The following is a 24,237-nucleotide window of genomic DNA, read 5'->3' as shown; positions in this document are numbered from 1 at the left end:
CCCTTACCGGCGCGTCGGCCGCCCGTCACCTGCCGTCCATAGCCCATCCACAGGTCGTTCATACGCCGTTCGCATACCCGACCGGTTGGCTGCCCTTCGACCGATCCGCGCCGCCACGGAGCGTCCGCGCCGCCAGACCGGAGGAAGTGCGTCCATGCGTCTACGGTTCCCCCGCCGAGCCCGAACCCCGGAGCCGGCCGCCGACGACCGGGGTGGACCGGCCCCGGCCGTCCCGCCCGACGGCGATCCGGCCCCCGCCGCGGGCCCACCCCCCGCCGGCGCGGACCGGGCGGGGCACGCGCTGCGCGCGCCGAGCAAGCTGCACGCCTTCAACCGGTACGAGATCAAGTACCTCGTGGACGCCGCGAAGGTGCCGGGGCTGCGGCGGGAGCTGGCCGCCCGGCTGGCCCCGGACAGCTTCGCCGGCACCAGCGGGTACGGCGTGTGGAGCGTCTACTACGACACCGCCGACCTGCGGTTCTACTGGGAGAAGATCGAGGGGCTCAGGTTCCGCCGCAAGCTGCGCGTGCGCCACTACGGCGACCGGTCCACCATCGACGACGACACCACCGTGTACGTCGAGATCAAGCAGCGGGTCAACCGGGTCACCCAGAAGCGCCGCATCGCCCTGCCGTACCGGGTGGCGAGGCGGCTGCTCGACGAGCGGGCGCTGATCGAGCACGACCCGTCCCAGCGGGGGTTCGTCGAGGAGGTCCTCGAACTCGTCTCCGGGCTCGACCTGCGGCCGGTGGCGATGACCGGGTACCACCGCGAGGCGTACGTCGGCCAGGACGCCGACCTCGGCCTGCGGGTCACCCTCGACCACCGGGTCCGGGGCCGGGACCGCGACTTCCACCTCGGCGCGGACGCCGAGAACCGGCTCATCGTGCCGGCCCGCCTCGCGGTCGTCGAGATCAAGGCCAACGAGCGGGTGCCGTACTGGCTCACCGACCTCGCCGCCCGCGCCGAACTGTCGGTGGTGCGGGTCTCCAAGTACTGCCAGAGCGTCGAGGCGTTCGGCCGCGCCCCGCGCTCGCTGCACCACGTCCAGGACGACGACCCCGCCGCCGCGCTGGCGGCGGCCACCTTCGAGAAGTGAGGCCCGAACCCCGATGGACATCACGTTCCAGGATCTGTCCGGCACGTTCAGCGTGGGCGACATCGCCATCGCGCTGTCGCTGTCGTTCCTGCTCAGCGCCATGATCGGCTGGGTCTACCGGGCCACCCACCGCAACGTGTCCTACAGCCAGTCGTACGTCCAGACGCTGATCATCCTCGGCATGCTGATCTCGCTGATCATGCTGGTGGTGGGCTCCAACATCGCGCGGGCCTTCGCCCTGGTCGGGGCGCTGTCGGTGGTGCGGTTCCGCAACGCCATCAAGGAGACCCGGGACGTCGGGTTCATCTTCCTGGTGATGGGCGTCGGGATGGCCTGCGGCACCCGTTTCTACACCCTGGCGGTCGTCGCGGCCGTCGCGATCAGCCTGATCATCGTGGTGATGTACCGGTTCAACTGGTTCGCGCTGAACGTGCAGCGGCAGGTGGTCAAGGTCCAGGTGCCGGCCGGCGGCAACCACACCGCCGACATCCAGGACGTGCTGGTCCGCTACACCACCGAGTTCGAGCTGGTCAGCCTGGAGTCGATCCGGGCCGGCGCGCTCACCGAGCTGATGTACACCGTCCGGCTCAAGAAGGGCACCGAGCCGGGCGACCTGATCTCGGCGCTGAGCGAGCGGACCTCCGGCCAGCGGGTGACCGTGCTCACCGGCTACGACCAGACGGACCTGTGATGGCCGAGCCGCCCCGCGCCCGGTCCCCGCTGCCCCGGGCGCTGCGCCGCCGGCTGCCCGCCCGGGTCCGGCAGAACTGGAAGCTGCTCACCACCTGCGCGGCGTTCCTCGCCGTCCTCACCCTGGTGCTCGGCACCGAGCGGATCCGCCCGTACGTGACCAGCGCCGGCGACGTCGCGGCGGACTCGGTGACGGTGGACATCGCCGGCACGACCGACCTGTTCGACGCCACCGTCGCGCACTCGGTCTCGCTGACCTTCCGGGACACCGACTACCAGCAGATGCTGGAGACCTACTGGAAGGAGGGGGAGAAGGGGTACGTCGAGGCGGACCTGACCGTCGACGGCGTCAGCATCCCCAGCGTGGGCATCCGGCTCAAGGGCAACTCGACCCTGCAGGGCCTGACCTGGAAGGGCGAGTCCCGGCCGCGCGGCACCGGCGCCGGCCCGGAGGGCGGGATGCCCGGCGGCGGCGAGCGCCCCGCCGGAGCCGGCCAGCGGGCGGGCGGTCAGCAGGGCGGCCAGCCGGACCAGACCGGTCAGCAGGGCGGCCAACAAACGGGCCAGCAGGACGGCCAGACCGGCGGGCAGACGGGCCAGCGGCAGGCCGGCGGCGGGTTTCCCGGCGGCGGGATGACCCGCACCGCCCTGAAGGCCGAGGAGCCCGAGAAGCTGCCCTGGCTGATCAGCTTCGACGAGTTCGTCGACGGCCGCCGTTACCAGGGGCACCGCGAGGTGGCCGTCCGCGTCGCCGGCATGGGCGGCGGCTCCACGGTGCTCAACGAGGCGCTGGCGCTGTCCCTGCTCGACAGCACCGGCGAGGTCGCCCAGCGGTACGCGTACTCGTCGTTCACGGTCAACGACCGGCCCAGCACGGCGCGGCTGCTGGTCGAGCACCCGGACGAGAACTTCGCCGACCAGATGGGCGGCACCGGCGTGCTCTACAAGTCGCTGGCCAGCAGCAGCTTCACCGACCAGGGCGACGACCAGACCGACTACGCCGACGACTTCAAGCAGATCACGATGAAGGGCAGCCAGGACCTCCAGCCCGTGATCAACCTGATCAAGTGGGTGAACTCGGCCAGCGACGAGGAGTTCGACGCGCAGCTCGCCGACCGGGTCGACGTGGACTCGTTCGCCCGCTACGTCGCGTTGCAGAACCTGCTGCTCAACTTCGACGACATGTCCGGGCCCGGAAAGAACTACTACCTCTGGTACGACCTGGAGACGAAGAAATTCAGCGTGATCAGCTGGGACCACAACCTGACCTTCAGCGGCAACGCCTCCCAGGGGCCGCACGACAGCGGCGGCTTCGGCATGCGGGGCGGCGGGCAGGCCCCGGGCGGGACGCAGCCCTCCGAGGGCATGGAGCTGCCTGAGGGCATGGAGCTGCCCGAGGGGATGCAGCCGCCGGGCGGCGGGGCCACGGAGCAGGAGGGCGACGCCGCCGGGCCGGGCCGCGCGGGCGGCATGATGACCGGCCACAAGCTCAAGGAGCGGTTCCTGGCCAGCGACGCGTTCCAGGAGGTCTACGAGGACGCGTACCGCGAGCTGTACCAGCAGGTCTACGCCAGCGGCCGGGCGACCGGGGCGCTCGACGCGATCACCGGGGTGCTGAAGACCGTCGACGGGGTCGACGCGACGGCGGTGGACTCCGACGCCGAGCGGCTGCGCACCCTGGTCCAACAGCGCACCGAGAGCCTCAGGAACGACGAGGTGATCACCCGGAGCTGAGCCCGGGCAGCCGGGAGCCGGGGCGGCCGGGCGGCCGGGCGGCCGGGAGGCGGGGGAGCCGGAAGCGGGGGAGCCGGAAGCAGGGGAGCCGGGAAGCGGGGGAGCCGGGACGCCGGGCCCGGCGCGCCGGCTCCCCACCCGGCTGCCGGAACGGACAAGGTAGGGCCTGCCGGATGGTCCCCGCCCGCGCCGCCCGGCAGGCTGGGGGCATGGTGGCCGACACGGGCCGGGCGACGCCCCGGCGGACGTACCCGAAGCACGCCCGGCACTGGGCGACCAGCCTGGCGGCCGCCGGCGTGGCCGTGGCGGCGACCACCTCGGTCGCCCAGACGATCGACCGGTTCCACTGGTGGGCGGGCTTCGTGCTGATCCCCGGCGCGCTGATCGGCGCGGCCGGCGGGGCGCTGCTGACGCGCGGCGGTGGCCGGGCCTTCGCCGGATACGTCGTCGGCTGCGTCGGGCTGCTGGTCTTCACGGTCGGCGCGCTGCTGATGACCGGCACGATGGGCGGGGGCTGGCCCGTCCTGGTCATGCTGCCCTGCCTCGCGGGCGTCGGCACCTACCTGTGGCGGCCCGCCGACCCGCTGGCGCGCGGGCTGCACCGCACGGTCGCCCTGCTCGCCCTGGCCGGCGCGGGGGTCGGCGTGGCCCTGCTGCTGATCCGGCACCGCCTGGTCGACCCGGGGCAGACGCACTGGTGGGGCGGCTTCGTGCTGGCCGCCGGCCTGCTCGTCGGCGCGAACGCCGTCGAGGTGGCCCGGCACCGGATGCCGTACCGGCTCCAGGCGGTCACCCTGCTGCTCGGGCCGGCGGTGGTCGCCGCCCTGCTCGGCGTGCGCATGCTGCGCGGCTGGTGACCGGCCCGTCGCCCCGCCGCCGGTGCCCCCGCCGCCGGTGTTAAGAGGGGGCCCCTGCTATGCAGAATGCGTTAACAAGGGGCCCCTCCTTGCTACACGGCGCAGGCGATCACCAGTTCCGGGGTGCGGCCCGGCAGCAGGTCGAGCCGGCCGATCCGCCCCGCCGCCCGCACGTCGTCGACCACCAGCGTCAGTCGGTCGAGCAGGTCGGCCGGGCCGAGCGCCTCGGCCAGCGGCACCTCCGCCTTCATCGACAGTTTCCGCTCCGTCTTGGCGCGGCGCACCTGACCCAGCGCGTCGGACGCCAGCCGCAGCAGCCCCGCGTCGGCCGCGCCGCCGATCGCCCGGTCCACCTCGTAGGTGGTGGGCCACGGCGCGCGGTGCACCGAACCGTAGCGCCACCAGGACCACACCTCCTCGGTGACGAACGGCAGCACCGGGGCGAACAGCCGTAGCTGCACCGACAGGGCGGTGGTCAGCGCCGCCCGCGCCGAGTCGGCCCCCGGCCCGGTGCCGTAGGCGCGCTCCTTCACCAGCTCGATGTAGTCGTCGCAGAACCGCCAGAAGAACGACTCGGTCGCCTGCAACGCGGCCGTGTGGTCGTAGGCGTCGAAGGCCGCCGTGGCGGCGGCGACCACGCCGGACAGCTCGGCGAGCAGCGCGGTGTCCAGCGGCTGTGTCGCCGACAGCTCCAGGTCGCGGCGCGGAGTCCGACGCGCCGAGCTGGAGCTGTCGTTCGGGGCGCGCAGGGCGTCCGCCGCGCCCAGCCCGAGGGCGAACCGCGACGCGTTGAGCAGCTTGGTGGCCAGCCGCCGGCCCACCCGGATCTGCGCCGGGTCGAACGCCAGGTCCATCCCCGGCCGTCCGCTGGCGGCCCAGTAGCGGACCGCGTCGGAGCCGTACTGCTCCAGCAGCGCCATCGGGGTCACCACGTTCCCCTTGGACTTGGCCATCTTCTTGCGGTCCGGGTCGAGGATCCAGCCGGACAGCACCGCGTCCCGCCAGGGCAGCACCCCGTGCTCGGCGTGGGCTCGGGCCACCGTGGCGAACAGCCAGGTGCGGATGATCTCCTGCCCCTGTGGGCGCAGGTCCATCGGGAAGACCCGCCCGAACAGGTCCGGGTCGGTCTCCCAGCCGCCCACGATCTGCGGGGTCAGCGACGACGTGGCCCAGGTGTCCAGCACGTCCGGGTCGCCGACGAAGCCGCCCGGTCGCCCGCGCAGCGACTCGTCGTAGCCGGGCGGCGGCTCGCCGGACGGGTCGACCGGCAGCGCCGACTCGTCCGGTGTGAGAGGGTGGGTGAAGTCCGGCTCGCCAGTGTCGTCGAGCCGGTACCACACCGGCACCGGCACCCCGAAGAAGCGCTGCCGGCTGACCAGCCAGTCACCGGTCAGCCCGCCCACCCAGTGCTCGTAGCGGCTGCGCATGTGCCCCGGCACCCAGTGCAGCTCCCCGCCCCGGGCCAGCAGTTCCGCGCGCAGGCCGGCGTCGCGGCCCCCGTTGCGCAGATACCACTGCCGGGTCGAGACGATCTCCAGCGGCCGGTCGCCCTTCTCGTAGAACTTCACCGGGTGCACCACCGGGCGCGGCTCGCCCACCAGGTCGCCCGCGTCGGCGAGCAGCCCCACCACGGCCCGCCGGGCCCCGGCCACGGTCTGCCCGGCCAGCGCCGCGTACGGCCCCGCCGGCACCCCGGCCGGCGGCTCCGGCAGCAGCCGGCCGTCGCGGCCGACCACCACCCGCGTGTCGAGCGCAAGCTCCCGCCACCAGGTCACGTCGGTCAGGTCGCCGAACGTGCACACCATCGCGACGCCCGTGCCCTTGGCCGGGTCCGCCAGCGGGTGCGCGCGCACCGGCACCGCCACCCCGAACACGGGGGTACGCACGACCGCGCCCACCAGGTCGGCGTAGCGCTCGTCGTCGGGGTGGCAGACCAGCGCCACGCACGCCGGCAGCAGCTCCGGCCGGGTGGTGTCGATCAGCACCTCCCGCCCGTCCGGCCCGGCGAACCGCAGCCGGTGGTACGCCCCCGGCCGCTCCCGGTCCTCCAGCTCGGCCTGCGCCACTGCGGTGGCGAACCCGACGTCCCACAGCGTCGGGGCCTCCGCCTGGTACGCCTCGCCCCGGGCCAGGTTGCGCAGGAACGCCCGCTGCGAGGCGACCCGGGCCGCCCGGCCGATCGTCGTGTACGTCAGCGACCAGTCCACGCTCAGCCCGAGCCGCCGCCACAACGCCTCGAACGCCTCCTCGTCGACGGCGGTCAGCGTCTCGCACAGCTCCACGAAGTTGCGCCGGGAGACCGGGGTCGGGTTCTTCCGGGCGGCGTCGTCCACGGGCGCGTCCGGCGGCCGCCAGTGCGGGTCGTACGGCAACGTCGGCTCGCAGCGCACCCCGTAGACGTTCTGCACCCGGCGCTCGGTGGGCAGGCCGTTGTCGTCCCAGCCCATCGGGTAGAAGACCGTCCGGCCGCGCATCCGCTGGAACCGGGCCACCGTGTCGGTGTGCGTGTAGGAGAAGACGTGGCCCATGTGCAGCTCGCCCGATACGGTCGGCGGCGGGGTGTCGATGGAGTACACGTCGGCCCGCGCCTTGGTGCGGTCGAACGCGTACGTGCCGTCGTCCTGCCAGCGGCGCGCCCAGGTGTCCTCGATCCCGTCGAGCGTGGGACGCTCGGGGACACCGGCGCGGGCCGACCTGCCCGGTTCAGTCATCCGCCGATGGTAGGCACCGCCGACCGCGCCGGCCACGGCATATCGGCTCGCCGGGCGCCCGGTCAGCCCAGATCGGCGGGCGTCCGGTCAGCCCAGATCGGCGGGCACCGGTCAGACCAGCGAGTCGCGCCACTGGCGGCGCAGCGCCGCGTACCGGCCGCCGCAGGCGGTGAGCCGCTCCGGCGGGCCGTCCTCCACGACCCGGCCGCCGTCGAGGACGAGCACCCGGTCGGCCGTCTCGACGGTGGAGAGCCGGTGCGCGATCACCAGCGCCGTCCGGTCCCGCAGCACCGTGGCGAGCGCCCGCTGCACCAACCGTTCCGTGGGCACGTCGAGCGACGACGTCGCCTCGTCGAGGACCAGCACGCGGGGGTCGGCGAGGAACGCGCGGGCGAACGCCACGAGCTGCCGCTGCCCGGCGGAGAGCCGGCCGCCGCGGCGGCGCACCTCGGTGGCGTACCCGTCGGGCAGGGCGGCGATGAAGTCGTGCGCGCCGATGGCGCGGGCCGCCGCTCGCACCGCCGCGTCGTCCGCGCCCGGCCGGCCGAACCGGATGTTCTCCGCCACCGAGCCGCTGAACAGGTGGTTCTCCTGGGTCACCAGCACCACCGCCCGGCGCAGCTCGGCGTCGGCCAGGTCCCGCAGGTCGACCCCGTCCAGGGCGACCGCGCCCGCGTCCGGGTCGTGGAACCGGGCCAGCAGCTTGGCGATGGTGGACTTGCCCGCCCCGGTCGCCCCGACCAGCGCCACGGTCTGCCCGGCCGGGACGGTCAGGTCCAGGCCCGACAGGATCGGCGCGCCGGCCCGGTAGCCGAAGCGGACCGACCGGAACTCCACCGCGCCCCGCGCGCCGCCGCCGGGCAGCGGCACGGGGTGCGCCGGCTCGGCGACCCCCGGCCGCTCGTCGAGCACCCCGGCGAGCTTCTCCAGCGCCGCCGTCGCCGACTGGAGGGAGTTGTAGAACTGGCTCAGCTCCTGCATCGGCTCGAAGAAGCGGCGCAGGTAGAGCAGGAACGCGGCGAGCACCCCCACCTCCATCCCGCCGCCGAGCACCCGGGCCCCGCCGTAGCCGAGCACCACCGCCACGGTCACGTTCCCGATCACCTTGATCCCGGGGGAGTAGGTGGCGATCAGCCGGAACGCGTGCAGGCTGGCCTGGCGGTAGTCGTCGTTGACGGCCGCGAAGATCCGCTGGTTGCGCGGCTCCCGCCGGTACGCCTGCACCGCCCGGATGCCGCGCAGCGACTCGACGAAGTGCACGATGACCAGCGACACCGCCTCCCGGGTCCGCCGGTACGCGCCGGCCGAGGCGCGGGCGAACCAGCGGGACAGCCAGAACAGGAACGGGAACGCCAGCAGCGTCACCGACGCCAGCGGCAGGTCCAGCCAGAGCAGGATGCCGGCCACCGACAGGATCGACAGCGCGGCGAGGACCAGGTTGTCGACGCCCCCGTCGAGCAGCTCGGCGATCGAGTCCAGGTCGCTGGTGAGTCGGGAGATCATCCGGCCCGACGTGTAGCGCTCGTGGAAGCCGACGGACAGCCGCAGGAAGTGGCCGTACACCCGCTGGCGCAGCTCCAGCAGCACGGCCTGGCCGATCCGGGCGGAGAGGGTGAGGAAGCCGCGCCGGGCCGCGTACTCGACGACGGTGGCGGCGGCGAACGCGCCGGCGATGGCGGCCAGGGGCCCGCTGTCGCCGGCCCGCAGCGGCCCGATGGCCCGGTCGATGCCGAGCATCACCAGGTACGGCCCGGACATGGCGGCGGCGTTCTGGGCCAGCAGCAGCCCCACGGCCAGCCCCAGCCGGCCCCGGTGCGGGCGCAGCAGGTCGCGCAGCAGCGCCCGGCTGCGCACCCGCAGCCGCGCGACGGCCTCGGGGGTCGCCTCCTCGGCCCGGCTCCGGTCGGCCTCCGGGTCGGTGGCGCGCCCCCGCCACCGCTGGAGCTCCAGGCGCGTCGCCGGCTCGCGCCGGCCGGCGTCCCCGGCTGCGTCGGCTGCGGCGTCGTCGGCGGTCGTGGTCACGAGCGCACCAGCCCACGGCCGTCCGGCCCGGTCGACAGCGTGCCGGCGGGGCGGGCGTCGCCGGGCAGCGTGCCGGCGGGGCGGGCGTCGCCGGGCAGCGTGCCGGCGGGGCGGGCGTCGGCCGGGGGCGGCTCGGCCGCGGAGGGCTCGGCGGAGAGGACCGCCCGGTACGCCGGCACCGTGGCCAGCAGCCGCGAGTGGGTGCCGACCGCCGTGATCCGGCCCCGTTCCAGCAGCGCCACCCGGTCGGCCAGCGCGACGGTCGACGGCCGGTGCACCACGAGCAGGGCGGTGGTGTCCCGCAGCACCCGCCGCAGCGCCGCCTCGACCAGCGCCTCGGTGTGCACGTCGAGGGCGGACAGCGGGTCGTCCAGCACCAGCAGCGCCGGCCGGCCGAGGACGGCCCGGGCGAGCGCCAGCCGCTGCCGCTGCCCGCCGGAGAGGGTGAGCCCCTGCTCGCCGACCCGGGTGGCCAGCCCCCACGGCAGCTCGTACGCGAAGTCGGCCTGGGCCAGCGCCAGCGCCGCGCGGACCTCGTCCTCGTCGGCGTCCGGGCGGCCCAGCGTGAGGTTCTCCCAGACCGACATGGAGAACAGCGTCGGCTCCTCGAAGGCCACCCCGACCAGCCGGCGCAGCGAGGCCAGCCGCAGGTCCCGCACGTCGTGGCCGTCGAGGGTGATCCGGCCGGCGGTCACGTCGTGCAGCCGGGGCACCAGCGAGAGCAGGGTGCTCTTGCCGACCCCGGTGGCCCCCACCAGGGCCAGCGTCTCGCCCGGCTCCACGGTCAGGTCGATGCCGCGCAGCACCGGCGCGGGCGTGCCGGGGTAGCGGAACGACACGCCCTCGAACGCCAGCCGGCCCCGGACCCCCGCCCGGGCCAGGACGACGGCGTGCGGGGCGTCCACGATCGCCGGCTCGGTGTCCAGCACCTCCTGGATGCGGTCGGCGGCCGTCGCCGCCTCCTGGCCGTTGGCGATGATCCAGCCCAGCGACTGCACCGGCCAGACCAGCATCAGTTGCAGACTGACGAACGCGACCAGCTCGCCGATGGTCAGCGCGCCCCGGGCGGCGGCGACCGCCCCGGCGACCAGCACCACGCCGAGGGTCAGGTTGGGCACCAGGTCGAACAGCGCGGAGGTGCGGGCCAGCAGCCGGCTCTTGGCCACGCCGGTGTCGTGCAGCGCCCGCGCGCCGTCGGCGAACCGGGCGGCCAGCTCCGGCCCCCGGCCGTACGCCTTCATCGTGCGCAGGCCCTGCGCGGTCTCCTCGACGAGGGTGGCCACGTCGCCCTGCTGGTCCTGCATCCGCCGCGACGCCGCGTGGTAGTAGCGGCCGAAGCGGCGGCTGATCAGGAACAGCGGCACGGCGCTGGCCGCCACCAGCAGCCCCAGCGTCGGGTGCAGCCGGACCAGCAGCACCACCACGGCGACGTAGGTGACCAGGTTGAGCACCAGGAACAGCAGGCCGAAGGAGAGGAACCGGCGGATCACCGACAGGTCGCTGGTGACCCGCGACAGCAGCTGCCCGGTCTGCCACCGGTCGTGGAAGCCGGCCGGCAGCCGTTGCAGGTGGGCGTAGACGTCGGCCCGGATCGTCGCCTCCATGCCCACCGAGGACGAGGTCTGGGCCCACCGGCGGATGAAGATCAGCAGAGCCTCGGCGAGGCCGAGCAGCAGGGCCAGCCCACCGAGCCGGACCAGGCCGCCCGGGTCGTGCCGGGCGACCGGGCCGTCGACCACCCGCTGCATCACCAGCGGCACCGCCAGGCCCGCCCCGGTGGCCGCCAGCGCCGCCGCGAGCAGCCAGCAGAACGCGGCGGCGTGCGGGCGGAGGTAGTGGCGCAGCCGCCAGAGGTTGCGCAGCGGGCGAGCGGCGTCGCCACGGTGGGTTCGGACGCCGTCGCTCTCCGCAGGCACTAACCGACGGTAGCGCCTAAGTGGACGGTCGCCGCTGTCAACTTTCGGCAGTTCCCGTTGCCCGCAAGGGTTTCCGCCGTCGCGCCGGGCTCGTGTGCCGCGCCGGGCTCGTGTGCCTCGTGGGCGAGCAGCCAGCGCTTCACATCCAGCCCCCAGCGGTAGCCGCCGAGGCTCCCGTCGGTGCGCAGCACCCGGTGGCACGGGACGAACAGGGCGGCGGCGTTGCGGGCGCAGGCCGCCGCCGCGGCGCGCACCGCCGCCGGCCGCCCGGCCAGCGCCGCGTACGCCGTGTAGGTGACCGGGTGACCGGGCCCCACCTCGCGCAGCACCCGCCACGCGTGCGCCTGGAACGCCCCGCCGGTGTGCTGCTGCACGGGCACCGGGTCGATGGCCGTCAGGTCGCCGTCGAGGTACGCGGCTACGGCGGCGGTCACCGGCCCGAGGTCGCCGCGCCGCCGCACCGGGCCACGCAGCCCGGGGTGCACCAGCGGCAGCAGCGAATCCGGTTCGGCGGTGAAGCCGGCCGCCCGGACCGCCCCGTCGGGGCCGGTCACGATGCTCAGCGGGCCGGCCGGGGTGCCGACGACCGCGCCGTCGAGGGTGGTGGTCATGCTGCTCTCCAGAGTCGGATCACCGCGTACGAGCGCCAGGGGCGCCAGCGCCCGGCGTACGCGTCGAGGGTCGATGGGTCGTCGGGCAGGCCGAGCGCGGCGGCGCCGCGCCGCACGGCCAGGTCGGTGGTGAGGCCGACGTCCGGGTCGCCGAGGGCGCGCATGGCCACGTAGCCGGCCGTCCAGGCGCCGATCCCGGGGATCGCCAGGAGCCGCCGCACGGCCTCCTCCCGGTCCCCGCCCGGGTCGAGGTCGAGCGTGCCGTCGGCGACGGCCCGCGCGGCGGCGCGGATCGTCTCCCGCCGGGCCGCCGGCATCCGGAACGCCCCGTCGGCCGCCGCCAGCAGCTCCTCCGCGTCGGGGAAGCCCCGCAACCCGCCGTCGGCGGGGGCGGGCGGCAGCAGCCGGGTGAGGGTGGTGCGGGCCGAGGCCACCGAGACCTGCTGGGTGGCGACGGCGCGGACGAGGATCTCCAGGCCGTCGACGGCGCGGGGCAGGCGCACGCCCGGTTCGGCCGCCACCGCCGGGGCCAGCGCGGGATCGGCGGTGAGGGTGCCGTGGACGGCCGCCGGGTCGGCGTCGAGGTCGAACAGCCGGCGGCAGCGGGCCACCGCCGGGGCCAGGTCGCGCAGGTCGGCCAGCCGCAGCGTCGCCGAGACGTGGCCGTCCGCCGGGGTCAGCGCCACCTCCGCCGCGCCGTGCGGCAGCCGCAGCCCCCGGTGGTACGTCCCGTCGCGCACCTCCTCCACGCCGGGCAGCGCCCGCAGCGCGAGGAAGTCCAGCAGCGCCGCCGCGTGCAACGGCGGCCGGTACGCCAGCCGCAGCGTGATCGTGCCCGCCCCGCCCGGCGTCGGCCGGCCACCCCGGGCGGCCCGTAGCTGCGACGGGGCGAGGGCGTAGACCTCCCGCACCGTGTCGTTGAACTGCCGGACGCTGCCGAACCCGGCCGCGAACGCGATCTCGGCCATCCCGAGCCCGGTCGTCTCGATCAGGATGCGGGCGGTCTGGGCGCGCTGCGCCCGGGCGAGCGCCAGGGGCCCGGCCCCCAGCTCGGCGCGGAGCATCCGGTGCAGGTGCCGCTCGGTGTAGCCGAGCCGGGTGGCCAGCCCGGGCACCCCGTCCCGGTCGACGACCCCGTCGGCGATGAGCCGCATGGCCCGGCCCACCACGTCCGCCCGGACGTCCCACTCGGGCGAGCCCGGGGCGGCGTCGGGGCGGCACCGGCGGCAGGCCCGCAGCCCGGCCGACTGGGCGGCGGCGGCCGACGGGAAGAACCGGACGTTTCGCCGCTTCGGCGTCGTCGCCGGGCAGGACGGCCGGCAGTAGATCCCGGTCGACGTCACGCCCGTGTAGAACCAGCCGTCGAACCGCTGGTCGCGGCTGTCGACGGCCCGGTAGCAGCGCTCGAACTCCAACTCCACGCCCCCGATACTGCCCCGCCCTCCCGGCGCCCGGCTCGCGGAATTCGGACCTGGTTGCAAGGAAGGGCCCCTTGTTAACGCCTTCTGTAGAGGAAGGGCCCCCTGTTAACAACGGCGCTCCAGGCCAGCCCGCCCGTGTGCGCCGGGGCGGGCGGATCCGGGCGGGAAAGTGTCGGTCGTGGCCGGTACCGTCCCGCCACCAACTCAAGAAGGGGTGCGGCGATGGCGAGCCTGGTCGGGCGGGAGGTCCGCTGATGCGGTCGGGGCGGGCGCGGCTCGACCGCACGGTGGTCCAGGGCTTCTACGACCGGATGCGGGCGGTCGCCCCGGCGGCGTACGGGGCGATGGAGCGGGACCGGGCCGGCGACCCGGGGCGGGCGTTCCCGGACACGGCCTGCGGCCGGCTCGTCGCCTCGCTCGACGCCCCCGGCCTGCGCGCGCTCGGCATGTGGGCGCACCACTGGTGCATGCGGTTCTACGACGACGACACCCGGGTGGGGCTGCGCCTGGTGCGGGAGATCGCCGGTCGCCCCGGGCTGGGCTGGACGGTCGACGAGGTGCGCTGGATGCTCGGGGAGTCGGAGGCGGCCGGCCCGTCGGCGGCGCACCGGTTCACGCTACCGGGCGCGGCGGCCCGGGGCCTGCCGCCGACGGCCCGCCGGGAGTTCGCCGCCGCCGTGCTCTCCGGGGCCGGCAGCCGCGAGCCCGGATAGCCGGCGGGCGGCGACGCGTCTGCGGAGGTCGTCGTGTGCGCGGGCGGCGACGCGTCTGCGGAGGTCGTCGTGCGTGCAGGTGGTGCCGCGCCTGCGGAGGTCGTCGTGCGTGCAGGTGGTGCCGCGCCTGTGGAGGTCGTCGTGTGCGCGGGCGGCGACGCGCCTGCGGGCGGCGTCGTGCGGGGCCGCTGGTGGCCGGCGGCGCGTCGTCCGGGCCGGATGCCCGGCAGCGCCGGGAGTTGCCCGACGACGGTGGCGGCGATCGCCAGGGCGAAGCCCGCGAGCTGCGTCGCGCTCAACGCCTGGCCCAGCGCCAGCCAGCCGAGCGCGGCGGCGGTCAGCGGGCTCAGCGCGCCGAGCACGGAGACCTGGGTCAGGGGCAGCCGCGCCGCGCCGCGGAACCACAGGGCGTACGCGGCGGCGGTGCCGACGAGCCCGAGCCAGGCGTACCCGAGCAGGGCCGGGCCGTCGACGGGCGGCGGCGGTCCCTCGACCGCGACGGCGAGCGGCGCGATCAGCAGGCCCCCGGCGGTGAGCTGCCAGCTCGTCGCGGCGAGGGTGCCGACGCCGGCCGGGCGGCCCCAGCGGCGGGCCAGCACCAGCCCGGCCGCCATCGCGGCGGTGCCGGTGAGCCCGGCGGCGACGCCCAGCGGGTCGGTGCCGGCGTCGGGGCGGAGCACGACCAGCGTCACGCCCAGCGGGGCGACGAGCGCGGCGAGCACGGCCGGCGGCCGGGGGCGTTCGCCGAGGGCGCCCACGGCCAGCGCGGCGACCAGCAGCGGCTGTGCCGCGCCGAGCACGGCGGCGGTGCCGCCGGGCAGCCGGTACGCGGCGTAGAAGAGCAGCGGGAAGAACGCGCCGATGTTGAGCGCGCCGAGCGCGGCGGCCCGCCACCACCACGCGCCGTGGGGGCGGCGTCGGGTCAGGGCGAGCAGCAGCAGCCCGGCCGGGAGGGCCCGCACCACCCCGGACCAGAGCGGCCGGTCGGGCGGCAGCAGCTCGGAGGTGACCAGGTAGGTGGTGCCCCAGGCGGCGGGCGCGGCGGCGGTGGCCAGCAGGTCGGCGGTGCGGCGGGACATGAGACACCAATCATTAGCAACTAAGTAGCTTGTCGCTAAGCTAATCACCGCCGAGCCGACAGCGCCAGTGCGAGGTGCGGCACAATGCCGGGGTGACCGAGCGGGACGACGTCGACGCCATCGTCGAGCAGTGGCGGCGCGAACGCGCCGGGATGCGGCCCGAGCCGATGGCCGTCTTCGGCCGGATCTACCGCCTGGCCCGGCTGGTCGGCGACGAGCAGGAGCAGGTGTACGCGGCCTGGGGGATCAGCCGGGGCGAGTTCGACGTACTGGCCGCCCTGCGCCGGGCCGGGGCCCCGTACACGCTCGCGCCCAAGGCCCTGGCCGCCGGGCTGATGCTCACCTCGGGCGGGATGACCGGCCGCCTCGACCGCCTGGAGCGCGCCGGCCTCGTGCGCCGCGCCCCGGATCCGGCCGACCGGCGGGGCCTCCAGGTGACCCTGACCGACACCGGCCGGCGGGTCGCCGAGGAGGCCGCCGACGCCGGGCTGGCGACCCAGCAGCGGCTGCTCGACGTCCTCCCGCAACGGGACCAGGAGCGGCTGGCGGAGCTGCTGCGCGAGCTGCTCGCCGCTGCCGCCCCCGACCCCACCAGCCGCCGCCTCCGCCCGCGCCCCTGACCCCGCGCCCCTGACCCCGCGCCCCTGACCCCGCGCCCCTGACCCCATCCCACTCCTGACACCCCGCCCCGACCCACCCCCGCCCTGAGGCCGTGCCGCGCGCCCGACGCGCGTCGCGGCGGCCCGCCGAGGAGAGGACCGACCGCCGTGCCCGCCAGCGAACCCACCATCGTCGCCACCAGCATGGGCTTCCTCAGCCGCCGGCGCGGGCCCTACGACCTGCGCCCCGGGCCGGTCTTCGAGCTGGCCGCCGAGCTGGCCGAGGCCGGCCCCGAGCCCCGGCTGTGCTACCTCGGCCAGGCCGTCGGCGACCGGGACGCCTCCATCGCCGCCGTCCACGCGGCCTTCGCCGGCACCCGGTTCCGCGCGTCGCACCTGGCGCTGTTCCCGATGCCGAACGTCGACGACGTCCGGGCGCACCTGCTCGCCCAGGACGTGCTCTGGGTCGGCGGCGGCAGCGTCGCCAACCTGTGCGCGGTGTGGCGGGTGCACGGCCTCGACGAGATCCTGCACGAGTGCTGGCAGGCCGGGGTGGTGCTGGCCGGGGTCTCCGCCGGCTCGATCTGCTGGCACCTCGGCGGCGCCACCGACAGCTTCGGCCCCCGGCTGCGCGGCTTCACCGCCGGCCTGGGCTGGCTGCCGTACGGCAACGGGGTGCACTACGACAGCGAGGAGCAGCGGCGACCCCTGATGCACGCGCTGGTCGCCGACGGCACGCTGCCGACGAGCCACTGCACCGACGACGGCGTCGGGCTGGTCTACCGGGGCACCCGCCTGGTCGAGGCGGTCGCCGACCGGCCGGGCGTCGCCGCGTACGAGGTCACCCGCGCCGCCGACGGCGAGGTCCGGGAGGCCCGGATCGAGCCGCGCCTGTTGGCCGGGTGAGGTGAGCCGACCGGAGGTGGCCGGTGACCCGGTGGGGCGAGCTGACCGGAGCCGACGGGGGTCGGCCGCGTAGACTGGCCGGCCGTGAGCCTCACCATCGGGATCGTCGGCCTGCCCAACGTCGGCAAGAGCACCCTGTTCAACGCGCTGACCAAGAACGACGTGCTCGCGGCGAACTACCCCTTCGCCACCATCGAGCCCAACGTCGGCGTCGTCGGGCTGCCGGACGAGCGGCTGACCAAGCTGGCCGAGATCTTCTCCTCGCAGAAGGTCCTGCCCGCGCCGGTGTCGTTCGTCGACATCGCCGGCCTGGTCCGGGGCGCGTCGAAGGGGCAGGGCCGGGGCAACGCGTTCCTGGCGAACATCCGGGACGCGTCGGCGATCTGCCAGGTGGTGCGGGCCTTCTCCGACCCGAACGTGGTGCACGTCGACGGCAAGGTCTCCCCGGCCGACGACATCGAGACGATCAACACCGAGCTGATCCTGGCCGACCTCCAGACGCTGGAGAAGGCGCTGCCCCGGCTGGAGAAGGAGGCCAAGCTCCGCAAGGACCGGGCCGCCGCCGTGACCGCCGCGAAGCAGGCCGTCGAGGTCCTCGACGGCGGCACCACCCTGTACGCCGGCGCGGCCCCCGCCAAGATCGACCTGGAGCACCTGCGCGAGCTGCACCTGCTCACCACCAAGCCGTTCCTCTACGTCTTCAACGTCGACGAGGCCGAGCTGGCCAACGCCGGGTTCCTCGACGAGCTGCGCGCCCTGGTCGCCCCGGCCGAGGCGGTCTTCATGGACGCCAAGATCGAGTCCGAGCTGGTGGACCTGCCCGAGGAGGAGGCCCGCGAGCTGCTGGAGTCCATCGGGCAGTCCGAGCCGGGGCTCGACCAGCTCGTCCGGGTCGGCTTCCGCACGCTCGGGCTCCAGACGTACCTCACGGCCGGGCCCAAGGAGGCGCGGGCCTGGACCGTCCCGGTCGGCGCGACCGCCCCGGAGGCCGCGGGGGTCATCCACTCCGACTTCCAGCGCGGCTTCATCAAGGCCGAGGTCGTCTCCTACGACGACCTGGTCGCGGCCGGCTCGATGGCGGCGGCGAAGGCGGCGGGCAAGGTCCGCATCGAGGGCAAGGAGTACGTCATGCAGGACGGCGACGTCGTGGAGTTCCGCTTCAACGTCTGAGGCCGCTCCGCCGATGAGTTCGCCGGCCGGCGGCGGTCCATCCGACCGACCACCGACGAACGGAGCACCATGGCCAAGCTGCTGTACTCGGCGACGGCGTCGCTCGACGGCTACATCGCCGGCCCCGGCGGCGACATGTCCTGGCTGACCGAGCACCTGACGGGCGAGAACCCGACGGCGGACCGCCTGCTGGCCGAGGTCGGCGCGATCCTCGCCGGCAACGGCACCTTCGGCGGCGGCGACCCCAACCGGGGCACCGACAAGGAGGGCGCGTTCGGCGGGCAGTACCACGGGCCGGTGTTCGTCCTCACCCACCGGCCGCCGGCCGAGCCGCACCCGGGGATCACGTTCGTCGGCGACCTGCCCAGCGCCGTGGCGCGGGCCCGGGAGGCCGCCGGCGACAGGTACGTCAACGTCCTCGGCGCGGACGTCGCCCGGCAGTGCGTCCGCGCCGGGCTGCTCGACGAAGTCCTGATCTTCTTCGCTCCGGTGCTGCTCGGCGCAGGGGTGCGCATCTTCGACGACCCGGGCGGGCCTGCCGTTCGACTGACGCCGATCCCCGGCGAGACGGTCCACTGGTACCGCGTCGCGTACTGAACGTTGCCGCTGCTTGATCGACAGGGTGCCCCGACGCAGGACATGATGTCCTGATGCGAACTCGGCTCCTCTTCGTCCGGCACGGCGAGTCGGTGCACAAGGTCGAGGATGTCGTGGGCGGCCCCGGTGGCTGCCGGGGACTGACCGACTCTGGCCACCAGCAGGCGCGCCGGCTGGCCGACCGACTGCGCGACGAACTCGCCGTCGCCGGGCCGGTGGCGGTCTACTCCTCGGTGCTGCGCCGGACCGTCGAGACCGCGTGGCCCATCGCCGAGGCGCTGGGCGTCAGCCCGGTGCCCGACTGCGGGCTCTGCGCCTGGCACACCCCGCCGTACGCCGACGGGCTGCCCACCGCCCAGTTCCAGACCGAGCACGCCGTGGAGGGCGGCGGGGTGTTCCGGCCGTTCGAGGAGGGCAACGAGAGCTGGGCCGAGCTGGTCGTCCGCGTCAGCCGCGCGATCATGGACATCGCGCACCGGCACTGGGGCGGCACGGCCGTGCTGGTCGGGCACACCGAGACGGTCGAGGCGTCCTTCCACGCGCTCGCCGCCCAGCCGCTGTTCCGGGCGTTCGACATGGAGGTGGCGCCGGCCTCGATCACCGAGTGGACCACCGACGGCGATCCGACGGGCTGGCCGCCGCCCCGCTGGACCCTGCGGCGCTTCAGCGACGTCTCCTGAAGCCCTCGGGGGTGTCGGTTCCGACGTGCACACTGTGCGGATGACGGAACGACTGGCACCCGTGCTGCGGGTCGCGGACGCGGAGGCCACCGCCGGGTGGTATGCCCGGCTCGGCTTCCGCAAGCAGTGGGAGCACCGGTTCGCGCCGGAGCTGCCGAGATACGTGAGCATCGCGCGCGGCGGCATCGAGGTGCACCTGTCGGAGCACACGGGGGACGCCCGGCCGGGCACCTCGCTCTACCTGTACGTCGACGACGTCGACACGGTCGCGGCGGACTGCGGCGGCGTCGAGGTCGCCGAGCGGGACTGGGGCCGCGAGTTCCAGCTCACCGACCCCGACGGCAACCGCATCCGGGTCGGCACCGTCCCCGCCTGATCCCGCCCGCGTTCCTGGAGGGTCGGCGGGACGAGTCCGGCTCAGGCACCGCGCAGGGCGTCGTCGACGCCGGTCTCGCGGCGGCCGAGGTGCACGGGGTCGCGGCCGGAGAGCAGGTCGACGGCGGCCTTCACGCAGGCCCCGTACTCCCGGGTGGAGCTGACCTGCCACGTCCTGGCGTACGCGCGGGCGGTCTCGTCGCCCACCCCGCTGGCGTCGACGCCGAGCCGCCGGCACACCGCCACGGCGCGGGGCAGGTGGAAGGACTGCGTCACCACCGTGGCCCGCTCCACCCCGAAGATCCGCTTCGCGCGGGCGCACGAGTCGTACGTGTCGAAGCCCGCGTAGTCCAGCACGATCCTCTCCGCCGGCACCCCGTTGTCGAGCAGCCAGCGCCGCATCGCGGTCGGCTCGTCGTAGTCGGCGTTCATGTTGTCGCCGGAGAGCAGGACGGCGCGCACCTTCCCGGCGACGAACAGCCGCCGGGCGATCTCCAGCCGGGCGGTGAGGAACGGCGACGGCGTCCCGTCCGGGTGCACCTTCGTGCCGAGCACCAGCGCGACGGGGGCCTCCGGGACGTCCGCCTCGGCGAAGACGTGCCCCTGCGCGCCGTCGCGGATCCACGTCACGCTGGCCACGGTGCCGCCGGTCAGCAGCGCCGCCCCGACGACGCCCGCGACGGCGGCGCGGCGCAGCCAACGCCAGCGCCTGCGCGTGCCGCCGGCCGTGCGCAGCCTGCCGATCATGGTGGACAGTCGACGCCGCATGGGTACGAGTATTCCCGATCATCCGCGCGACTGAGCGTTGATCAACTCCATGTCGGGGACATGGCGGTATCAACCGGCCCCCGACCGGACCATGTCCCCGACGTGGTGTGGATCAAGGGTGATCAGGCGAGCCCTGACCGGCGCGGTGCGCCTCGCCCGGGTGGTGGCCCGCTGGGCGGGGGTGCTCTCCTGCGCGGACCCGGGGGAGACCACGGTGTCGGCGGAGGACGAGCAGGGCGTACGGCATCGGGTCTTCTGCGACCTGCGGCTGCCCGGCGGCCGGCGCTGCCTGCTCCGCGCCGACCACGACGGCCCCTGCGCCCGCCGTCCGGCTCGCTGAGGCAGGCGGCCGCCGCTCGGTTCGCCGGCATTCGGGGAATTCGACTACGAAGCTCCCGGTAGTCGCCCGGTGTCTTTGGGTGGCTGACAAGAGCGGTCGCCGACGGTACGCTATGGGCGCTCGAAATCAGAGCAAGCTATCCACCAGAGCCGCTGTGTCGAATCGCCACCAAGATGCATTGCGGGCAATGCTCGTGCGCCGATTGCTGCGACTGGCGACCACGCCTCCGTCCCCGTGGTGGCTGCATCTTTCGATGACCGACGCCATTGCCGTGCATCACTACTAATGGGCTTCGTTTGAGGAGAGGTTAGCGATGCATCGGCCCAGAATGTCTCGATGGCGGCTACTGTCCGCCGTGTTGCTCGGCGTCCTGCCGGTTCTCGTCGCCGTCCCGTCCGCGGCGGGTGCCGGGCGCGGCGTGCTGCTGCCGGACTCGACGCCGACCTTCCAGCACCAACTGCTGGCCAAGGCCACTCCCGACGAGTGCTTCGCCGGGGTCGGGGTGCCCTACCCGGCCGGGCCGCCCTGCGCGCAGGGGCAGGCCAAGGTCAACCAGGCGTACGTGTGGTCGCTCGCCCAGGCGAACGGCCGGCTGTGGTTCGGCACCGGGGCGAATGTGAACTGCATCGTCGCCGGCACCACTCTCGCCCAGCCGACGCCCCGGCTGTATGACGACTACGTGTGCGAATACGCGAGCAGTCAGATCGTGGTGCAGAATCCGACCATGCCGACAAATGTCGGCGATCACCGGCAACCCCGGGTCTACGTCCACGATCTCGCCTCCGGTGTGCTCACCGAGAAGACGGACGTCATCAAGAACCGGTCGACCGACGACCTGAACCGGTTGAAGCGGACGCTGGGACTGCGGGCCGGCGGGACCAACCAGGGAGTCGTCTTCCTCGCCGGGCCGGCCCTCGGCGCGACGGTCAACATGTTCGCTTTCGACACCGTCACCGGCGACTATCTCGGCTCGGCCAACTTCACCAAGTACGGCAACATCCGCCACTTCCTGGTGGCCGACGGCGTCCTCTACGCGGGCGTCGGGGTGGGTGCCAACGGCAAGGACGGCGGATACCTGCTGCGCTGGGCCGGCGACCGGACCAACCCGTTCAACTTCGTCGAGGTCGGCAAGCTCCCGGCCCAGATCGCCGACCTGACCGAGCACGACGGCCGGATCTTCGTCAGCACCTGGTCGGCGTGGAGCGGCGGCGGCTCGCTGGCGGGCGGGTCGGCGGGCGGGTCGGCGGGCGGTAACCCGCCGCACACCGTCCTCGACCCGCTGCTCGAACGCCTCGGCGTCCGGCCGATCCAGGACGTCGACCCCACCATCGCCGGGGTGTGGATGAGCCCGCCGCTGAAGAACGGCGCGCCCGGCCTGACCACGGACGACGTCACCGGCTGGGAGCAGGTCTGGAGCGTCCAGCAGTACGAGCCGGATCCGCTGATCGCCACCACCTACGGGCTCGGCGCGCTGGTCTCCTACGGCGGCTACCTCTACTGGGGCACGATGCACGTGCCGATGAAGTCGACGAGCGTGGTCGCCGCCATGTACCCGCCGGCCGACGAGTACGCGGCCCGGGACACGCTGGAGAACACCCAGCGGGCGGTCAGCATCTTCCGGGGCCGGGGGTTCGGCCCGCTCCTCGGCGGGATCGACCTGATCGAGGACGTGGACCTGCTCTACGGCGAGCCGCAACTGCCCGTCTACAACGCGCAGGCGAACGCCGGCGCGGGCGGCTGGGAGAACATGACCACCGGCTACAGCGCGCAGTTCGGGCGGATGGGGTTCGGCAACATCTACACGAACTACACCTGGACCATGGCCGTCACCGACGGCCGGCTCTTCGTCGGCACGATGGACTGGAGCTATCTCGCCAAGGACCTGCTGCCGCAGACGGCGGCGCAGCTGGGCTTCAGCGGCGCGGTCGAGGGGCTGAGCGACGGGCTGGACCCGATCACGATCGACCCGGAGCTCTACGGCGGCGACCTGTTCATGTTCGACTCGAACCTGCACCCGGCGACGGCGGTGGACACGAAGGGGCTGGGCAACCAGCTCAACTACGGCTTCCGCACCATGATCACTGACGGGAAGACCCTCTACCTCGGCATGGGCAACCCGATGAACCTGCGTACGGACCCGACCGACGACATCCCGGAAGGCGGCTGGGAACTGCTCAAGCTGACCTGGAGCTGACCCTGACCCCGGTGGGTCGCCCGGCAAGCCGGGCGACCCACCGGGGCGGGCTCGGGGCGGCGGGGCGGGCGGGTCGACGGGTCAGAGGTGGCCCTGCATCTGGCCGCTGCGTCCCACGTCGCCCTGGCGGCCGTGCCGCTCGGCGGCGTAGCGCTGCTGGTCGGCGGCTGCCGCACGGGCCGCCGCCGAGTCCTCCGGCGACGACTGCCGCCGCCGGTCGCGCCAGGCGACCACCAGGAACGCGCCCACGATCAGCGCCAGGGTCGCCCCGAAGAGAACCGCCAGTGTAGTCATGTCCTGACGGTAGGCCACCGGGTCGACCCCGGGACAGGGGCCGGAGCCGGCTTCGGGCCCGGTCAGGAGATGTAGTGCAGGATCACGTTGTGCACGTGGTGGCTCTTCTGCGCGCCCCGGAACTCGACCTCGTACGTGTGCGTGCCGACGTGGATGGCGATCGAGCCGGTGGAGAAGAACTCCCCGCCCCACGACTTGTTGCTCACCACGCTCACGCTGGTGATCTTCGAGTAGGGGATGCTGGTGATCGCGTACCGCTTGCCGACGAAGGAGCGGTCCTGGATGATCACCCGCCGGTCGGTGAGGCCGATGAACCCGGTGCCGGTGCCGACGGCGTCGTAGACGGCGATGATCTGCTCACCCGTGAGCAGGCCGCTCTGGATCTGCTGGAACTGCTCCTTGCGGTCGTATGTCGCATTCGCCATGACCCCACGGTAGGCGGGCCCGCCAAACAGGCGACCGCTCAGGAGCCGGTGACGGTGCGGTACGCGTCCTCGATGCGGGCGGCCAGCAGGACCTCGCCCTCGCTCAGCGGCGCGCCGTCGCCGTGCCCGACCCGGATCTGCGTCCGGTCGTCGCGGCGGCTGATCTCGGGGCGCAGGTGCAGGGCGTCGGCGACCACCTTGACCCGTTCGGTCAGCGCGGCGTGCTGGGTGTCGTCGATCTCCAGCGTGCGCCGGATCTGCTCGCCCTCTCGGGTCCACCCGGTCAGCAGGGTGAGTGCGTCGCTCAGGTAGTCGTGCTTCGCCCGGCTCCTGAACAGCACCCGCATCACCGCACCTCCCAGGCGTCGTTGCCGGCTTGTGGCCAAATCGTCGCCGTCCCGTGTCTAAGTCGGTAACCCCAGTCTGTCGTCCGACCGAGGGTGTGTCCACGCCCACACTTCCCACTTCTACTGGCCTAGCGGACGGCCACGGTACCCAAACCGCCTATTGATCTGGCACGCTGGGAGCCCGTGCGGACCGAACGGGCTAACGAAAGCGGACAGACCGAGCGACGGGACCCGAAGGTGGTCGTCGGCGCGGCGATCATCGCCGACGGGCGGGTGCTCGCCTGCGCCCGGTCGGCCCCGCCCGAGGTGGCCGGCATGTGGGAGTTCCCCGGCGGCAAGGTCGAGCCGGGCGAGAGCGAGACCGCCGCCCTGGTCCGCGAGTGCGCCGAGGAGCTGGCCGTACGCGTGGAGATCGGCGACCGGGTCGGCCGCAACGTGCGGATGGCCCACGGCCGTTCGGTGCTGAAGGTGTACGCGGCCCGCCTGCTGCACGGCGACCGGCCGAAGGCCCTGGAGCACTCGGCGCTGCGCTGGCTCTCCGCGGCCGAGCTGGACACCGTGACCTGGCTGCCCGCCGACGCCCCCATCGTCGCCGCCCTGCGCCCCCTGCTCGCCACCGACTGAAGCCGACGGGCAGCAGCGAAGCGGGGACAGCCGGGCAGCAGGGAAGCGGGGACAGCCGGGCAGCA

General features: G+C 74.3%; 22 protein-coding genes and 2 pseudogenes. 14 read left to right on the top strand and 10 right to left on the bottom strand.

Annotation, left to right across the window (positions count from 1 at the left end; all coding sequences use genetic code 11):
* Positions 1-154: 154 nt before the first annotated feature.
* The 4 genes from O7633_RS14205 (at position 155) to O7633_RS14190 (ending at position 4,380) form a co-directional block, all read left to right on the top strand.
* Positions 155-1,099 carry a polyphosphate polymerase domain-containing protein gene (locus O7633_RS14205; RefSeq protein WP_282328159.1) on the top strand — a complete coding sequence of 315 codons (945 nt, stop codon included), beginning with the start codon at positions 155-157 and terminating at the stop codon, positions 1,097-1,099.
* 13 nt (positions 1,100-1,112) lie between these two features.
* Positions 1,113-1,790, top strand: coding sequence for a DUF4956 domain-containing protein (locus tag O7633_RS14200; protein ID WP_091277146.1), 678 nt, complete (start codon positions 1,113-1,115; stop codon positions 1,788-1,790).
* Positions 1,790-3,523, top strand: coding sequence for a CotH kinase family protein (locus tag O7633_RS14195; protein WP_282328158.1), 1,734 nt, complete (start codon positions 1,790-1,792; stop codon positions 3,521-3,523). Before O7633_RS14200 ends, O7633_RS14195 begins: the two co-directional genes overlap by 1 nt.
* 209 nt (positions 3,524-3,732) lie before the next feature.
* A complete protein-coding gene (locus O7633_RS14190) occupies positions 3,733-4,380 on the top strand; it encodes a hypothetical protein (protein ID WP_282328157.1) in 648 nt (215 codons plus the stop codon).
* 92 nt (positions 4,381-4,472) lie between these two features.
* Here O7633_RS14190 and valS read toward each other — a convergent pair whose 3' ends face one another.
* The 5 genes and pseudogenes from valS to O7633_RS14165 form a co-directional block, all read right to left on the bottom strand.
* A complete protein-coding gene (gene valS / locus O7633_RS14185) occupies positions 4,473-7,091 on the bottom strand; it encodes a valine--tRNA ligase (RefSeq protein WP_282328156.1) in 2,619 nt (872 codons plus the stop codon).
* A gap of 111 nt (positions 7,092-7,202) precedes the next feature.
* The gene (locus tag O7633_RS14180; RefSeq protein WP_282328558.1) at positions 7,203-9,041 is read right to left on the bottom strand and encodes an ABC transporter ATP-binding protein; all 1,839 of its coding nucleotides are present in this window, start codon (positions 9,039-9,041) and stop codon (positions 7,203-7,205) included.
* Between the two features lie 68 nt (positions 9,042-9,109).
* Entirely contained in the window at positions 9,110-11,029 is a 1,920-nt protein-coding gene (locus tag O7633_RS14175) for an ABC transporter ATP-binding protein (RefSeq protein WP_282328155.1), read from the bottom strand.
* Positions 11,030-11,145: 116 nt separating this feature from the next.
* Positions 11,146-11,640: pseudogene (locus O7633_RS14170) on the bottom strand (methylated-DNA--[protein]-cysteine S-methyltransferase); the annotation flags it as partial.
* A complete protein-coding gene (locus O7633_RS14165) occupies positions 11,637-13,061 on the bottom strand; it encodes an AlkA N-terminal domain-containing protein (protein WP_282328154.1) in 1,425 nt (474 codons plus the stop codon). The pseudogene O7633_RS14170 and the gene O7633_RS14165, both read right to left, overlap by 4 nt.
* Positions 13,062-13,315: 254 nt before the next feature.
* Here O7633_RS14165 and O7633_RS33160 point away from each other — a divergent pair, with 254 nt between their 5' ends.
* Positions 13,316-13,774, top strand: a complete 459-nt coding sequence (locus tag O7633_RS33160; protein WP_074472609.1) for a hypothetical protein — start codon at positions 13,316-13,318, stop codon at positions 13,772-13,774.
* 260 nt (positions 13,775-14,034) lie between these two features.
* Here the strand turns inward: O7633_RS33160 and O7633_RS33155 are convergent.
* Positions 14,035-14,853 (bottom strand): annotated as a pseudogene (locus O7633_RS33155) (EamA family transporter); the annotation flags it as partial.
* Positions 14,854-14,945: 92 nt separating this feature from the next.
* Here O7633_RS33155 and O7633_RS14155 point away from each other — a divergent pair.
* The 6 genes from O7633_RS14155 to O7633_RS14130 all read left to right on the top strand — a co-directional run bounded on the left by O7633_RS14155 (position 14,946) and on the right by O7633_RS14130 (position 19,181).
* Complete coding sequence (locus O7633_RS14155) at positions 14,946-15,473, top strand: MarR family transcriptional regulator (protein WP_282328152.1); 528 nt, start codon at positions 14,946-14,948, stop codon at positions 15,471-15,473.
* Between the two features lie 147 nt (positions 15,474-15,620).
* The gene (locus tag O7633_RS14150; RefSeq protein WP_282328151.1) at positions 15,621-16,358 is read left to right on the top strand and encodes a peptidase E; all 738 of its coding nucleotides are present in this window, start codon (positions 15,621-15,623) and stop codon (positions 16,356-16,358) included.
* A gap of 84 nt (positions 16,359-16,442) precedes the next feature.
* Complete coding sequence (gene ychF / locus O7633_RS14145; protein ID WP_282328150.1) at positions 16,443-17,528, top strand: redox-regulated ATPase YchF; 1,086 nt, start codon at positions 16,443-16,445, stop codon at positions 17,526-17,528.
* Between the two features lie 69 nt (positions 17,529-17,597).
* Positions 17,598-18,125 carry a dihydrofolate reductase family protein gene (locus O7633_RS14140; RefSeq protein WP_282328149.1) on the top strand — a complete coding sequence of 176 codons (528 nt, stop codon included), beginning with the start codon at positions 17,598-17,600 and terminating at the stop codon, positions 18,123-18,125.
* Positions 18,126-18,178: 53 nt separating this feature from the next.
* Positions 18,179-18,805 carry a histidine phosphatase family protein gene (locus tag O7633_RS14135; protein ID WP_043965748.1) on the top strand — a complete coding sequence of 209 codons (627 nt, stop codon included), beginning with the start codon at positions 18,179-18,181 and terminating at the stop codon, positions 18,803-18,805.
* A gap of 40 nt (positions 18,806-18,845) precedes the next feature.
* The gene (locus O7633_RS14130) at positions 18,846-19,181 is read left to right on the top strand and encodes a glyoxalase superfamily protein (RefSeq protein ID WP_282328148.1); all 336 of its coding nucleotides are present in this window, start codon (positions 18,846-18,848) and stop codon (positions 19,179-19,181) included.
* Positions 19,182-19,222: 41 nt separating this feature from the next.
* Here the strand turns inward: O7633_RS14130 and O7633_RS14125 are convergent, their stop codons facing one another.
* The gene (locus O7633_RS14125; protein WP_282328147.1) at positions 19,223-19,948 is read right to left on the bottom strand and encodes an ElyC/SanA/YdcF family protein; all 726 of its coding nucleotides are present in this window, start codon (positions 19,946-19,948) and stop codon (positions 19,223-19,225) included.
* Positions 19,949-20,039: 91 nt separating this feature from the next.
* On the opposite strand from O7633_RS14125, the gene O7633_RS14120 reads away from it, so the two are divergent.
* Both O7633_RS14120 and O7633_RS14115 read left to right on the top strand, forming a co-directional pair.
* Positions 20,040-20,288 (top strand): hypothetical protein, encoded by a 249-nt coding sequence (locus tag O7633_RS14120; RefSeq protein WP_278129329.1) that lies wholly within the window; start codon positions 20,040-20,042, stop codon positions 20,286-20,288.
* Between the two features lie 355 nt (positions 20,289-20,643).
* Positions 20,644-22,482 (top strand): hypothetical protein, encoded by a 1,839-nt coding sequence (locus tag O7633_RS14115; protein ID WP_282328146.1) that lies wholly within the window; start codon positions 20,644-20,646, stop codon positions 22,480-22,482.
* 81 nt (positions 22,483-22,563) lie between these two features.
* On the opposite strand, the gene O7633_RS14110 is transcribed toward O7633_RS14115, so the two are convergent.
* The 3 genes from O7633_RS14110 to O7633_RS14100 all read right to left on the bottom strand — a co-directional run bounded on the left by O7633_RS14110 (position 22,564) and on the right by O7633_RS14100 (position 23,548).
* Positions 22,564-22,776, bottom strand: a complete 213-nt coding sequence (locus O7633_RS14110) for a hypothetical protein (RefSeq protein ID WP_282328145.1) — start codon at positions 22,774-22,776, stop codon at positions 22,564-22,566.
* 62 nt (positions 22,777-22,838) lie between these two features.
* Entirely contained in the window at positions 22,839-23,201 is a 363-nt protein-coding gene (locus O7633_RS14105) for a PH domain-containing protein (protein ID WP_043965760.1), read from the bottom strand.
* Positions 23,202-23,239: 38 nt separating this feature from the next.
* Complete coding sequence (locus O7633_RS14100) at positions 23,240-23,548, bottom strand: 4a-hydroxytetrahydrobiopterin dehydratase (RefSeq protein WP_278129324.1); 309 nt, start codon at positions 23,546-23,548, stop codon at positions 23,240-23,242.
* A 183-nt stretch (positions 23,549-23,731) separates the two neighbouring features.
* On the opposite strand from O7633_RS14100, the gene O7633_RS14095 reads away from it, so the two are divergent.
* Complete coding sequence (locus O7633_RS14095; protein WP_074472621.1) at positions 23,732-24,172, top strand: (deoxy)nucleoside triphosphate pyrophosphohydrolase; 441 nt, start codon at positions 23,732-23,734, stop codon at positions 24,170-24,172.
* The last annotated feature ends 65 nt before the right edge of the window (positions 24,173-24,237 follow it).

Origin of the sequence: Micromonospora sp. WMMD712, from assembly GCF_029581295.1 — a bacterium.
Taxonomy (GTDB): Bacteria; Actinomycetota; Actinomycetes; order Mycobacteriales; family Micromonosporaceae; genus Micromonospora; species Micromonospora carbonacea.
Note: the sequence above shows the minus strand (reverse complement) of the source record. Positions and strands in the feature narration are given on the sequence as shown.

What these genes read in the sequence shown, in the direction of transcription:
- O7633_RS14190 (WP_282328157.1), top strand. Translation starts at nt 3,733, where the DNA reads ATGGTGGCCGACACGGGCCGGGCGACGCCCCGGCGGACGTACCCGAAG.
- O7633_RS14140 (WP_282328149.1), top strand. Translation starts at nt 17,598, where the DNA reads ATGGCCAAGCTGCTGTACTCGGCGACGGCGTCGCTCGACGGCTACATC.
- O7633_RS14195 (WP_282328158.1), top strand. Translation starts at nt 1,790, where the DNA reads ATGGCCGAGCCGCCCCGCGCCCGGTCCCCGCTGCCCCGGGCGCTGCGC.
- O7633_RS14200 (WP_091277146.1), top strand. Translation starts at nt 1,113, where the DNA reads ATGGACATCACGTTCCAGGATCTGTCCGGCACGTTCAGCGTGGGCGAC.
- O7633_RS14125 (WP_282328147.1), bottom strand. Translation starts at nt 19,948, where the DNA reads ATGCGGCGTCGACTGTCCACCATGATCGGCAGGCTGCGCACGGCCGGC.
- O7633_RS14120 (WP_278129329.1), top strand. Translation starts at nt 20,040, where the DNA reads ATGTCCCCGACGTGGTGTGGATCAAGGGTGATCAGGCGAGCCCTGACC.
- valS (WP_282328156.1), bottom strand. Translation starts at nt 7,091, where the DNA reads ATGACTGAACCGGGCAGGTCGGCCCGCGCCGGTGTCCCCGAGCGTCCC.
- O7633_RS14105 (WP_043965760.1), bottom strand. Translation starts at nt 23,201, where the DNA reads ATGGCGAATGCGACATACGACCGCAAGGAGCAGTTCCAGCAGATCCAG.
- O7633_RS14100 (WP_278129324.1), bottom strand. Translation starts at nt 23,548, where the DNA reads ATGCGGGTGCTGTTCAGGAGCCGGGCGAAGCACGACTACCTGAGCGAC.
- O7633_RS33160 (WP_074472609.1), top strand. Translation starts at nt 13,316, where the DNA reads ATGCGGTCGGGGCGGGCGCGGCTCGACCGCACGGTGGTCCAGGGCTTC.
- O7633_RS14135 (WP_043965748.1), top strand. Translation starts at nt 18,179, where the DNA reads ATGCGAACTCGGCTCCTCTTCGTCCGGCACGGCGAGTCGGTGCACAAG.
- O7633_RS14205 (WP_282328159.1), top strand. Translation starts at nt 155, where the DNA reads ATGCGTCTACGGTTCCCCCGCCGAGCCCGAACCCCGGAGCCGGCCGCC.
- O7633_RS14130 (WP_282328148.1), top strand. Translation starts at nt 18,846, where the DNA reads ATGACGGAACGACTGGCACCCGTGCTGCGGGTCGCGGACGCGGAGGCC.
- O7633_RS14110 (WP_282328145.1), bottom strand. Translation starts at nt 22,776, where the DNA reads ATGACTACACTGGCGGTTCTCTTCGGGGCGACCCTGGCGCTGATCGTG.